Here is a 12,568-nt window from a genome sequence, read left to right on the forward strand (position 1 = left end):
GAGGAATAATGTTGCAGCTTGTTACGGTAGACTTTGACGGAACTTTATTTCAAGGGGATTCTTTTAAGCTAATGTTCCAGGCAGGAAGGAAAGAGTTCGGTATTAGGGAATGGACAACCGTATTAATCGGCACAGCCCAAGCCTTATTTCTAGGAATAACAAGAGGAAAACATGCGCTTCGGATTCATTTCTTCCAAGCGTTCGCCAAAACCTTTAAAGGGAAAACGGAAGAAGAGCTTGCTAGCTTTTTCGATGAATTGATTGCAGCTGGAAGAAATCAGATTAATGAACCGCTTGTACATAAAATAAAAGAACATCAAGATAGCGGCAAACAAGTCATTATTTTATCCGGGGCATTAAAGCCATTTTTAGATGCATTAATTGAAAAACTTGGGCTTACTGTTACAACAATCGGTACAGAATTGCTCTTTGATCAAGATGGAAGATGCACTGGGGCAACTGGTCCTGTCATTAACGGAGAAGAAAAGGTTCGAGCGGTTGCCAATTGGTTGGAAAAACTTCAACTTGATCCCGAAGAAACAGAGATTTGGGCATATGCGGATAGTGAAAGTGATATTCCCCTCCTCCATTTTGTCGATAAACCGATTATCGTTAACCCAAAAAATGGGATGCGTGAAGTGGCCAAAGCGAAACAATGGCCGATTTTTGGAGAGAATTAATAGAACAGAAAGGAGAAAGACCGTCCGTACTTCAGCATCGTATGGAACGGTCATTTTCCCTCTTCACATCTTAATCAAACGTAACTGCCAAGCCCTTAAGTTTAAGGGACGGGGATCCAATATAACCATAACTACTCATTGGTGAAAATTCAAGATCCGCCCCGACCTCTTCAATATCTTGTAAAACTTCAAAAAAGTTTCCAGCAACCGTCATAAGTGTCGTTGGGCCAACGATTTTTCCGTTCTTTACATAAAATCCATTAGCTGCAAGGGAGAAATCACCTGAAATTGGATCGGCCCCGGAATGGAGTCCGGATAAATCAGTTATGATGATACCTTCTTCCAGACTTCCATATAACGTTTCATACGTTTTTTCCGTTGGCACGACATACAAGTTCGATGGACTGACACCAATCGTTTCTTTATAAGATGATTTATATCCATGCCCTGTAGAATTAACTCCATCTTTCTTTGCAGTTTTTAAATTATGGAAAAAGGATATCAGTTTCCCATTCTCTACTAAGTTCAACTCATTTGTTGGCACACCTTCTGAATCAAAGTTTCCACTATGCGTTCCCTCTGGTAAAAAGGGATTATCCAATAATGTAACTTGTTCTGATGCTATTTTTTCATCCAACTTTCCTTTTAATCTTGACTCGCCCTTTTGAACCGCTTCAGCAGAGAAAGAAGATACAAAGGTTGCGACAAGTGAAGCCGCAGCAGTATTTTTTAGAATGACTGGATAGTTTTTATTAGGATAAGCCTGTTCACCAAGCTGGCTTAAGCTCTTTTCAACTGCTTCTTTCGCTATTTTTTCGGCATCCAGTGCAGCAAAGTCCTTCGTTATTTTAAAATACAAATCAGACTTAATTTCCTCTCCCTCTTTTACGACGACAGAAAAGATGACGGATAAGAAATTATTTCGATCATTTAGCGTTAATCCTTTATTATTAAACAAACCTTTTTCAATCGATTTATCCTGTATCGCTGCGTAATTCGTTTGAGAAACCCGGGGATCATAGGCATAAATTTTCTTTTCGACTTCTTTTAGGAATGCAATTTTTTCTTCTGCTGTTACATGTTGTAATTCTGCAGAGTAATAATCTGTCTCTTGGTAATCTGCACCTTCACCTGTAAAAAGTTCTTCGGGCTCATCTTCTAGTAACGGCGCAATTTTCTGAATACTTTTTAGTAAAAAGGCAATAGAATCCCCATCCAGTTTCTCCGTATAGGCATAACCCATCTGCCCGTTGTAGAGCCCACGCACAGAAACACCGTTTACAGTCGATGATTCATACCCGTCTATTTCACCTTTAAAGATTTTCACAGAGAATTTTTCCTGTTTCTCATAATATAATTCTAAATCTGTAAACCCTAATTTTTCACCTTCTGTAAAAAGCTGCTTGCGAAATGTTGTTAAATCCATTTAGTTTGCCTCCCTTCCACCGACAGTAATCTCACTTACGCGTAGCATGGGCTGGCCAACATTAACTGGAATACTTCCGCTTGATGCACCGCACATCCCGGCACCATGACCTAAGTTATTGCCAACCATATCTACCTTTTGAATCGTTTTTGCCCCATTTCCAACCAAGGTCGCTCCACGTATTGGCTTGTCGATTTTTCCGTTTTTCACCATATATGCTTCATTTACAGCAAAGTTATAATCACCTGTTGCTGGATTGACCGAACCGCCACCCATATATTTCGCATAGATGCCATGCTCCGTATTTGCAATGATTTCTTCAGGTGTAGACTCTCCTGGAGCGATATACGTATTCGTCATTCGAGATGTTGGAGCGAATTTATAAGATTCCCTCCGTCCCGAACCGGTCGATTCTGCTTCCATTCTTCTGCCATTGAATTTATCAATCATATACCCTTTTAAAATTCCATTTTCAATCAGTACATTCTTTCTTGCCCTTTCTCCCTCATCATCGATATTAATGGATCCCCATTCATTCGGTATCGTACCATCATCAATATATGTAACAAGGTCTGAGGCAACTTTCTCACCAATCTTACCTGCAAAAACCGAATTATTTTTCGCAACAGCTTCCGCCTCTAATCCATGACCGCATGCTTCATGGAAAATAACCCCGCCAAATTCATTATCGATAACTACCGGGAATTTCCCGCTTGGTGCAGGGTCTGCATGAAGCATTGTGACGGCTATCCGGGCCGCTTCTTTTGCATAATGATTAAGATCCAGTCCTTCGATGAATTCAAACCCTTGATATGCACCCGGCCCATAAAATCCTGTCTGCATGTCAGTTCCGTCCGATGCAACAGCTGCAATCGCCATCCTGCTTCGTACTCGTTTGTCTTCTACAAAAGTTCCTTCTGAATTTGCGATTAATACATGTTGTTCTTCGTCGATCAACCTGATAATTGCCTGAGCGATAGCTGAATCGTAACTGGTTACAATTTCACTTGCATCCCTTAATACAGCTAATTTACGGTTTTTCTCCACACTGTTCGGCATCAACTGAATCGGATGCGCTGTTTCAAACGATTGTTTTTCCAGTGGTAATATTATGTCCTTTTTACTGTTCGCTCCTTGAAGCGCTTTTGCTGCCGTTTTTGCAGCCTTTACAAGCCCTTCCTCGGAATAGTCGTTTGTATATGCATAGACACTCTGAAGCCCTTTAAAAATCCGAATCCCCACACCAAAATCACGTCCAGCTAAGCTTTTTTCTAATTTCCCGCCTTGATGATGCATGTTATTCGTAAAGCGATCTTCCACAAATACTTCAGAAAAGTCTCCACCCGTTGTAAGTGCGGCAGAAAGTACATTTTCAACTAATGTCTTATCAAGCATATGATTCCTCCTTTTTAAACTTTTCTAAAAAATACATACATTTATTATACTGCAATGAATGCTTGACTGGAAAGGGAAATGAAGTTGAATATTTAACGTCTGAAGTTTTTGTTTTAGTTAAAGAAAAACCCTTGAAATAACAGGATTTTCTCGATAGGAAGAAAGATAGTCTAGGGGTATTTATGGTATAATGGAAACTGATATTCATTCAATTGATCAATTTTTTTGATGGACAGGGCGGTTGGAGTTATCCCCGAAAAGGGGGTGATTCTATGACAACATTCCAATCTTTGACGTTAATGATTTCTTTTTCTACAATGATCATTGCGTTAATCGCGGTCGTTGTCGCTATTTTTAACACAAAAAAATAGCCCCCCTGTTCGCCAAATGGGTAAAGGCTATTTTTTCTTTGTATATTAGATAACGCCACTCCCTGTTAAGAGAATGGATATCTACTTGACCACAGTTACAGCTGTGGTCATTTTTTATTATATGTTCTGTTACTATATATAATACCACATTTTTACCCAAAATACACAAACTAATAATTTTGATTGAAAAATATAATAACTAATTTCTGGAGGTCCGCAGTCCCGAAACCTCACGCACCTGCTGAACGGCTGGTGAGCCTCACCTCCTCTGGCAACTGTCAGTTTTATTTTCCCATTAGCGTTTCATCTGGCTTAATGGGAAAACAACTGAGGGTTATTTTCCCATTCGTATGTTATTCTTACTTTAACGGGAAAACAACTGAGGGTTATTTTCCTATTAGCGCGCTTACCTTGCTCTAATAAGAAAACAAACGATTCCTATTTTCCCATACGTATGATTATCTTACTTAATTGGGATAGTATCCGTCTGCCGGGTAACTGAACGGTAATCAGGGCACTAAAATAATAGCCGAACAAGATACTTACGTTAGAATGAATTTATATCCTGAAACTTCATGGAAAGATTCTTTATTATTGAAACCAATCCACTCTTTTTTTCGTATTCAAAAGAGAAAGATAACGATCATTATCCTCCAAAGTTGATTGAATACAAGGGGCTGTTACTATGTTGCGTCTATTACGGAATTGGCGTCATCAGCGGAAAATAGGTAAAGTTAAACCTGGTGATGGACACGCTTTAAAAGCCTACCGTTTTTATCATTTGCTTTCCCGGTCACTTTTTTATATTCGCTTAGATGAAGATGATGGGAGTTCTCACACCTATATGGTTGACGTCAATTACTTTAGTGAAGAATCGAAAGCCGATATGTACCGCGATGGTAAACATATCGCTACATCCAAGCTGCCTGCAGCTTTTCCAGTACCTGGGGGATTTATTGAAGTTGCAACGACGACTTATGGACTGAGTCGTATGCATTTTATCCCCGAGGAAGGAAGCGAACAACAGCTTAGCCCGCACCCCGGCTCTACAGAAGGACTCCGGATGAGATTCGATCAGCGTTTTCCAAGAATTAGCAAGACAATTGGAATTCTAGCTATTGTTATTTTGCTCGCATCAATTGTACTTGGGTTACCTCAACTTATCGCCCTTATTACTGAAATTCCCATTGTCCAGGATTATATCGGAACATTCGAATCTCCTATTATTCTACCGGGCTGGTTGAATACGTTCTTAGTTATCTCCGGGGCCTTGGCAGCATTCGAACGTGCTCTCACGCTCCGGAACCATTGGCTAATTGATATAGACACCAATTTATGGGATGACTTCGACTAATCAACATTTGATTTCACCTAAAATATGAAAGCTAATCATCTATAACAAACACCCGTAGTCTTTGAAGTATGTAGCTAGACATCATTATTTAAATAATGAGTTTTGTGTAAACTAAACGAAATGATACTTCCATACGGAATAATTTTGTTTTAGACAGCAAAAAAATATCCGGTCGCGCAATGACCGTAAAACAGGGACGGGTATATGCAGGTTACTCTTAAAGGATCCGAACTATGAAGCCATGTATGACCGTCTGAGAATTTACGGATTGTATGATTTGAGAAATAAAGATGAACTTGTTAGCTTTATTTTAAATGGATAGCCAAAGTATATGGAAAGAAGGATGAAGTTGGTTAAACTAGGAATATTAGATTACGCACAAATTGATGAAGGTAGTAACGCAAAAGAAGCGCTGGAGCAAACAGTCGAACTTGCTCAGTTAGCTGAAAGCTTAGGTTACACCCGCTTTTGGATGGCAGAGCATCACAATGTTCCAGCGTTTGCTGGCAGTTCACCCGAAATGATTATGATGCATTTAGCAAACGCTACAAAGCGTATTCGTCTTGGTTCAGGTGGAGTGATGCTCCCCCATTACAGTCCGTTAAAAGTCGCTGAAAATTTCCGGATTCTTGAAGCATTCCACCCTAACCGTATTGATTTAGGTATTGGCAATACAGTAGGAACGGCTCTCGTCAATCGGGCGATGAATGAAAATAAACGAGAGAAGCTCGACTATGAAGCGAGTATCACAGACATTGCAACGTATTTAACCGATGAAGTAAATAACGATCACCGCTTCCATGGACTCTCAGCCAATCCGGTTATTCCGACTGTTCCAGAAATGTGGCTCTTATCTATGAGTATCCGCACTGCAAAGATAGCTGCAAAGCTTGGAGTAGGGTTCACTTACGGATTTTTCCTCCGTGGTACGGAGCGGCTTGATATCGGGATCAAAGCTGTCGAGACATACCGGCGCGAATTCGCTCCATCCCGATTCATGCAAGAGCCTAAAGTTTCTCTTGCCTCTTTTGTTATTGCAGCAGAAACGGAAAAGATAGCAAATGAATACCGGCAAGCTTTGGACTTATGGTTGCTCGGAAATGACCAGTTCAGCCAGTTTAAACAATTTCCATCTGTTGAAACTGCAAGGAACTACAACTATACAGACGAGGAGAAAGCGAGAATCCAGGCAAACCGCAAACGGATGATAACCGGCAATGTGAAACAAGTGACCGAACAATTAGACGATCTCATCCGTCTATTTCAGGCCGATGAAGTTTTAATCGTACCACTGCTTCCACATATCAAACTCCGCAAAAAAACGATCGAACTACTTGCAGATGCGTATTTATAGTTACAACAAAGGCGGAAGCGCCCTTGCAGGTTAAAAACGCGACGTCCTGTCGCAACACCTGCACTAGCACATCCTGTGCGTCGTAGCAACGTACAAACTGTGCCTCCCAGAACGGGAGGTAGTTCGATGTTGCCCCATACGTGAGCGAACTTAATCGAACTTCCCCTTTACGGAATGAGCTAAAGGAAACATGCCCCTTTAGGGGTATGCCGTTGTTGGGCTTTAGCCCGAATTTAAACGGTCCTCCTTTATTTCTGAGTTGATGTTGACTTATCGATTGGAGGAGTGTGAAGTTTGCTAGTTGCTGGGCGCTGGAGCCGGACGTGGCTAGCCCCGGATACCTAAGTTATCACAGCATTTTTATTTTATACTTTCTTATCTTACAAAAAAACGAATAAAAGGCTACTAGCTAGAGCCTTTTATTCGTTCCAATGAGTTGTGTATTAATCCGTACTGTAGCGATAGATGAGTTCGAAGCTTTCTTCGTCTAGCAGTTCTGCAATGTGGACGTGGATTCCATGACCAAAGGTTACTTCTGATTCTGTCACTGCTACAACCATTGCCTTCGTATTATTTCGTTTATCAAGATAAATATCCCCAACATAAGGCTGCAGTGTTACATCTTTCTCAGCTAGATAGGAAATCGACTCATCTTTCAAGCGTTGTTCCTCTGGCACCAGTTCCTTATCATAGTAGGCAATCTCTTGACTCGCTTCACTCTTACCAGGAACGAGCATGACATATTCATGATGCTTTACACCATTATCCTTTGTCGTTGTTACACTGTTTTCATGCACTTCTTCAACTTTTTCAATTTCATTTAATGAATAGTGATCAAATAAGTCTGGTGCAGGCTTCGTAATTAAAATGTAATCACCCGGCTCCGGCTTTTTATACTGATCAATTGTATACCGTTGTCCGTAGAAAATAAATGTATCATTATGTTTTGGTCGATACAATTCGATATCAGCTGCCCTTGTAAGAATTTGCTCCATATCTTTTAGACGATATAAGTGGACGGATTGTCTGAACATCGGCTTAACGGAGTATACTTTATGCAACTCATTTTTATAAAAAACAAACTGTCCCTTACGAACCTGGTATAACTTCATATCCAACCTCCTGATTTTTTAATCAACGCTTATATTTGTACATGATTCACTAGAATCAATGTTTCTAAACCTTTACCTATCTATTTTCAAATGCTTCAACCATTAAAGATAATTCTTCCCAACGTTCCATTTTCTGATCAAGTTCCGCTTGTACATCTTCCTGCTCCGCGAAAAGACGCTGAACTTCTCCTGCATCGCTGCCAGCATCTGCAATCTGTTGTTCCAACTCGGAGACACGTTCCTCTAATCCCATTATATCATCTTCAATCGTTTCCCATTCTTTCTGTTCACGGTAAGTAAGCTTCTTTTGTTTTCTCTCTTCCGCGCTCTGTTTTTCTCGTTGTTTTGGCAACTTTTCTACCGGTTCGGTCTCTCGGACGTTTTCCAAGTATTCACTGTATGTTCCAATATACCGCTCTATTTTTCCAGTATTGTTAAAAACAATTAACCGATCTGCCACCCGATCAAGGAAATAACGATCATGGGAAACCGTAACGACAACACCTGGGAAAGATCTGAGATATTCTTCTAGGACACTTAATGTCTGTGTATCCAAATCATTCGTCGGCTCATCAAGGAATAAGACGTTCGGCTCTTCCATTAAGATTTTGAGTAAATAAAGGCGACGCTTCTCTCCACCAGAAAGTCTCCTAATATACGTATATTGCTCACTGCGGGAAAAGAGGAATCGTTCACACATCTGCTCAGCCGAAATAACGTTACCATCTATCGAATGGACGACTTCAGCTGTCTCCTTAATATAATCGATGACTCGCTGTTCCCCATCCAGTTCCTCGTCACCTTGTGTATAATAACCGATTCTAACTGTTTCCCCTACTTCTACTTTTCCAGCATCAGGCGCAAGACGTCCGGCCATAATGTTAAGCAAGCTTGTCTTCCCGGAACCATTCGGTCCGATGATACCGATTCGGTCTCCAGGGATAATTAGTTCATTGAAATCATTAAGAACTTGTTTATCAACGAAAGATTTTGAAATATTTTCGAGTTCCAATACCTTTTTACCAAGCCGGTGAGAACCAATTTGTACTTCTATTCCCTGTTTTTTCGTGTCGAACTGCTTCTCTTGCAATTCTTCTATTCGTCCTATTCTCGCTTTTTGCTTTGTTGAGCGGGCCCTGGCACCGCGCTTTAGCCAAGCAAGCTCACGGCGGAGGACATTATGATGTTTTGCTTCACTTTCCCGTTCCAGTTCTTCACGTTCCGCTTTCTTCTCCAGAAAAACTTCATAATTTCCTTCATACGAATATAGTTTCCCTTTATCCAATTCAAAAATTCGATTCGTCACCCGATTTAAGAAGTAACGGTCATGCGTTACGAGCAAAAGCGCTCCCGGATAAGTTTGCAAATACTTCTCCAACCACTCTACTGTCAGATGATCCAAATGGTTTGTCGGTTCATCGAGAATCAATAAATCTGCTGGTTGGATTAGCGCTTTCGCTAAAGCGATCCGTTTCTTTTGACCTCCGGAAAGCTCTCCTGTTAATTTATCGAAGTCGGTAATCCCTAATTTCGTTAAAATTGTTTTCGCCTGCGTATTCGCTTCCCAAGCATCTTGTTCATCCATTTGACGCTGCAGTTTCAATAATTTTTCTTGCAGTTTCTCCTGCTCTGGTTCTGCCTGAAGCTCTAGCAGGGCCTGTTCATAGGCCCGGAGCAACTTCATAAGCGCGGATTCCCCGTAATAGATTTGCTCAATCACGGTAAGGTTGGGGTCTAGTTCTGGATCCTGTGCTAAATATTCTATTTCGTAATCTTTCGCATGAGCGATCGTCCCTTTTTCCAAGGATGCAAGCCCAGCAATCGTACGGAGAAGTGTTGATTTTCCAGTTCCATTTACACCAATGAGACCAATTCTTTCAGATGGGGAAATGGTAAAATGGATCGAATCAAAAAGCACTTTATCTCCATACAACTTATATAATTGTTCAGCAGTTAGCATAAAAAATCCTTCCTATTCGGTTTTTTCTTTTCTTACTTTCAACAGGTTTTTGACGACCATTACAATTAAAAACAACAACCATGACGTTACAACATAAAAAATGTTTTTACTTGTACTTGTCATCTCATTATAGAAGAAAAACATTCCAAGCCAAACGACCGCTATCATACCTAACTGCGTAACTAACAGCTTATTCATGATTCAACCTCCGTTCATTACTCTTCCTCTATTAAGTTTATCTCACAAACACGGATATTTCCATTTAAACACACACAAAAGGCAAGCGTCAGCGCTCGCCTCTTTTATATTATTACGATGTCCTATATACTATTGAGCAAGAACATCATGGTATTCTACTGTATCTTCCATTCGTTTCTTGGCAAATACACAAAGGGGTTTAATTTTTTTATTATGCTCACGAGCGTATAAAACGACTTGTTCCAATAATTCCCCAGCAATCCCCTGACCTCTTAACTCATCAGAGACATAAGTATGATCGATGACTACTAATGATCTATTAGATTCCACATATGTTATCTCAGCAAGCGGTGTTTTCACATCTTCGCCTACATAAAACTTATTTCCGGCCTTTTTAATGGTTGTCATTCTTAAATCCTCCTAAACATAAGATCTATTCTATTATAACTCATAATTATTACATTTTGTGAAAACATCAAAAAAATATTTACGGAAATATTACATTGGCTTAATAATGTGCTGCTATACTTATCATAGAATCGGTAGTAAAGTGCTAAATCACGAGATGGAGAATTAACTTAAATGGTGAAATTACTAGTAATACTAATAGGAAAATCCCTCACTAGGTCAAAATCATTAGGACCAAACCTTATTCTCGTCTCTGCCCTATCAGTAAGCAAAAAAACACTATCATACGGGGGGATGTCTACACTCCCCGTATGATAGTGTTGATTGCCTTATATATATTCTACTCTTCCACCGTAACTGTTATGGTTTGCCTAATCACTTTCGAACCATCTTCAGTATCAACAAAATCGCCTGCCAGATTCTGTCCATTCTCCCCATATATCTCTGTAACATGCGGACCATTATTACTATTGGATGGCTCCATTGTAATAATAATATCATATTCAGTTAGATTTTTAATTCTACTGTCTTTTTCTGGGTCTTCAAAATATAGGACTGCCGAGCCATCGGGATTTATATAGCCGGAGCCCTGTATTCCCCATGTAATATAATCGGGAATGGAAGCTCTTGCTTGAATAAACGTTCCATCTATAATATTGCTATTTATTTTTACGGCAACATAATCTCCTTGCTTCTCTATTTCTGGCTCGATCCATACCGTTGCTTCTCCATAATCATCCGGTATTTCCCAGCTTGGTTCCGTAATCGCAAATGTCTGTTCTTCACCCTCATCTAGAGTGATTGTTTGTTGGAAAGATGCCTTTTGATAGGTCCCATCTAATTCTACATAGTTTCGTACAAAGCTCCCGCTAAGCTCATTTAAATAATGATTTTTTATTTCCTCCACATCCTGATTTACAGGCTCAAATTTTACTTCAATATGTAGTATTCCTTCTACGTTATCTGGCAAAGTAGATTCTAATTCAAAGGCTCCACTTTCATTAACTCGAGCTCGATCACTCGTTCCAATTAGTACACCATCCTCTGAATCAACCAAAAGGATAAGTTGTGATTCTGGTAAAAGATTTGTTGTTCCTTTGACAGAAACAACGTTGTTTTCAACATGGATATCCCCTTCAAATTTCACTTCCAAATCACCTTGGTCTTCTAGTCCTTGATTCACTTCAAAGGAAACTTCTTCCGTACTATCTGTTGAATCTTCTTCATCTTCAGTTTTTGATTCTGATTCCTTTTGTGTGCTCGCATCGTTTTGATTTTCCGTTTCCACTTGTTTTTCATTTTTCACCATTACTACAAGCAGCTAAAATTGAAATCATTAGTGCTAAAATTACCATTAATAATCGGTTGCGTCTGACCACTAAACTGTCCCTCCTAAATATAGTAAATATTCGATATTAATGATATATGTTGTTGTTTTTAATAACAACAGGTCAGAATACCTATTTGTTAGAAATATAAGAAACTATAAAATAAAATTATTGTGTATCTCTATTAGATGATGTGGGCGCAGAGCAGGAATTAAGATAATAGCTTGATAGCACTTTGGGTATTGAAGGTTCTAATCCCGTTTATCTAGTACTAATCATGCCCTAACAGACCATAAATGTTGTTAGGGCATCCATATATATATGAATTAAGAATACGTTTTGATATACTTTTAATAGATTTTTTGAAATAATTTAGATGGTTAGGATTCTATTATGGAGTTAGATACTGCCAAATATAATTATATTCAGCCATTTCCTTCACAACCGAAATCCCATATTTCTCAAGTTGCTTATGAATCATCGGGCTGTCTGCAATCCCTTGGCAATAACTATATTCAAGGAAAATGCCATACTTACGGTCCCATGCCGATTCTAATTCAAGCAGTAATTCTTTTTGCTCCTTAGTCGATAGTGATTCTTCTAATTGTGAAAAGAGTTGACTCGAAACTTCTTCGGCAGTACGGTATTCCGAATCAGCCATAACCTTCTTATAGGCCACTTGATGGACTCGTTCAACAAAGACAATATTAATAAAAGCCTTCCGAATAATATTGTTACCGGTCATAGGCTCGTCCAGTATATTGTCGGATTCATAGGTATCACGATTCTCGTGGATTTCTTGAGTAAATGAAAAACTCGCTAAACTTTTCTCCAAGTTTTTATTATAAACCATTGGATTTTCTACTGTAGATAGATCAGCCTTCATTTAAACTCCCCCTATTGTATAACCATTATTGGTCATATGAATATTTTGTATCTCGCTTATATTTCCTTGCCGATAAGGAGACATCCCTTTTATAAT

At 39.4% G+C, this 12,568-nt stretch carries 12 protein-coding genes; 4 read left to right on the top strand and 8 right to left on the bottom strand.

All coding sequences use genetic code 11. The features are described 5' to 3' along the window. On the top strand, positions 1-680 hold a 680-nt coding region (locus WKU33_RS18240), incomplete at its 5' end, for an HAD family hydrolase (RefSeq protein ID WP_340455992.1). A 70-nt stretch (positions 681-750) separates the two neighbouring features. Here the strand turns inward: WKU33_RS18240 and WKU33_RS18245 are convergent. Both WKU33_RS18245 and WKU33_RS18250 read right to left on the bottom strand, forming a co-directional pair. Next, positions 751-2,106, bottom strand: coding sequence for a TldD/PmbA family protein (locus WKU33_RS18245; protein WP_340455994.1), 1,356 nt, complete (start codon positions 2,104-2,106; stop codon positions 751-753). Then, positions 2,107-3,501 carry a TldD/PmbA family protein gene (locus WKU33_RS18250; protein WP_156856629.1) on the bottom strand — a complete coding sequence of 465 codons (1,395 nt, stop codon included), beginning with the start codon at positions 3,499-3,501 and terminating at the stop codon, positions 2,107-2,109. It lies immediately after the preceding gene. 272 nt (positions 3,502-3,773) lie between these two features. Between WKU33_RS18250 and WKU33_RS18255 the strand changes: the two genes are divergently transcribed. The 3 genes from WKU33_RS18255 to WKU33_RS18265 all read left to right on the top strand — a co-directional run bounded on the left by WKU33_RS18255 (position 3,774) and on the right by WKU33_RS18265 (position 6,580). After that, the gene (locus WKU33_RS18255; RefSeq protein ID WP_198042633.1) at positions 3,774-3,872 is read left to right on the top strand and encodes a putative holin-like toxin; all 99 of its coding nucleotides are present in this window, start codon (positions 3,774-3,776) and stop codon (positions 3,870-3,872) included. Positions 3,873-4,557: 685 nt separating this feature from the next. Next, entirely contained in the window at positions 4,558-5,226 is a 669-nt protein-coding gene (locus tag WKU33_RS18260) for a hypothetical protein (RefSeq protein WP_340455998.1), read from the top strand. 349 nt (positions 5,227-5,575) lie between these two features. Further along, entirely contained in the window at positions 5,576-6,580 is a 1,005-nt protein-coding gene (locus tag WKU33_RS18265) for an LLM class flavin-dependent oxidoreductase (RefSeq protein ID WP_156856681.1), read from the top strand. A 443-nt stretch (positions 6,581-7,023) separates the two neighbouring features. Here WKU33_RS18265 and WKU33_RS18270 read toward each other — a convergent pair whose 3' ends face one another. From WKU33_RS18270 to WKU33_RS18295, 6 genes are all read right to left on the bottom strand, one after another. Further along, positions 7,024-7,692 (bottom strand): hypothetical protein, encoded by a 669-nt coding sequence (locus WKU33_RS18270; protein WP_156856631.1) that lies wholly within the window; start codon positions 7,690-7,692, stop codon positions 7,024-7,026. A gap of 76 nt (positions 7,693-7,768) precedes the next feature. Continuing rightward, positions 7,769-9,652, bottom strand: a complete 1,884-nt coding sequence (locus WKU33_RS18275; protein WP_156856632.1) for an ABC-F family ATP-binding cassette domain-containing protein — start codon at positions 9,650-9,652, stop codon at positions 7,769-7,771. A 12-nt stretch (positions 9,653-9,664) separates the two neighbouring features. Beyond that, the gene (locus tag WKU33_RS18280) at positions 9,665-9,850 is read right to left on the bottom strand and encodes a hypothetical protein (RefSeq protein WP_156856633.1); all 186 of its coding nucleotides are present in this window, start codon (positions 9,848-9,850) and stop codon (positions 9,665-9,667) included. Positions 9,851-9,979: 129 nt separating this feature from the next. Further along, positions 9,980-10,258: a GNAT family N-acetyltransferase gene (locus WKU33_RS18285; protein WP_156856634.1), complete on the bottom strand. Its 279-nt coding sequence runs from the start codon at positions 10,256-10,258 to the stop codon at positions 9,980-9,982. Positions 10,259-10,598: 340 nt separating this feature from the next. Beyond that, positions 10,599-11,567 (bottom strand): hypothetical protein, encoded by a 969-nt coding sequence (locus WKU33_RS18290; protein WP_340456001.1) that lies wholly within the window; start codon positions 11,565-11,567, stop codon positions 10,599-10,601. 410 nt (positions 11,568-11,977) lie between these two features. Next, the gene (locus tag WKU33_RS18295; protein ID WP_340456004.1) at positions 11,978-12,472 is read right to left on the bottom strand and encodes a hypothetical protein; all 495 of its coding nucleotides are present in this window, start codon (positions 12,470-12,472) and stop codon (positions 11,978-11,980) included. Positions 12,473-12,568: the final 96 nt, after the last annotated feature.

The organism is Oceanobacillus sp. HCA-5259, from assembly GCF_037892815.1.
Lineage (GTDB): Bacteria > Bacillota > Bacilli > Bacillales > Amphibacillaceae > Oceanobacillus > Oceanobacillus indicireducens.

Bases quoted from the DNA above. Each gene is read 5' to 3' on its own strand.
- WKU33_RS18295 (WP_340456004.1), bottom strand. From the start codon at position 12,472: ATGAAGGCTGATCTATCTACAGTAGAAAATCCAATGGTTTATAATAAA.
- WKU33_RS18280 (WP_156856633.1), bottom strand. From the start codon at position 9,850: ATGAATAAGCTGTTAGTTACGCAGTTAGGTATGATAGCGGTCGTTTGG.
- WKU33_RS18260 (WP_340455998.1), top strand. From the start codon at position 4,558: ATGTTGCGTCTATTACGGAATTGGCGTCATCAGCGGAAAATAGGTAAA.
- WKU33_RS18250 (WP_156856629.1), bottom strand. From the start codon at position 3,501: ATGCTTGATAAGACATTAGTTGAAAATGTACTTTCTGCCGCACTTACA.
- WKU33_RS18290 (WP_340456001.1), bottom strand. From the start codon at position 11,567: ATGGTGAAAAATGAAAAACAAGTGGAAACGGAAAATCAAAACGATGCG.
- WKU33_RS18255 (WP_198042633.1), top strand. From the start codon at position 3,774: ATGACAACATTCCAATCTTTGACGTTAATGATTTCTTTTTCTACAATG.
- WKU33_RS18270 (WP_156856631.1), bottom strand. From the start codon at position 7,692: ATGAAGTTATACCAGGTTCGTAAGGGACAGTTTGTTTTTTATAAAAAT.
- WKU33_RS18275 (WP_156856632.1), bottom strand. From the start codon at position 9,652: ATGCTAACTGCTGAACAATTATATAAGTTGTATGGAGATAAAGTGCTT.
- WKU33_RS18285 (WP_156856634.1), bottom strand. From the start codon at position 10,258: ATGACAACCATTAAAAAGGCCGGAAATAAGTTTTATGTAGGCGAAGAT.
- WKU33_RS18245 (WP_340455994.1), bottom strand. From the start codon at position 2,106: ATGGATTTAACAACATTTCGCAAGCAGCTTTTTACAGAAGGTGAAAAA.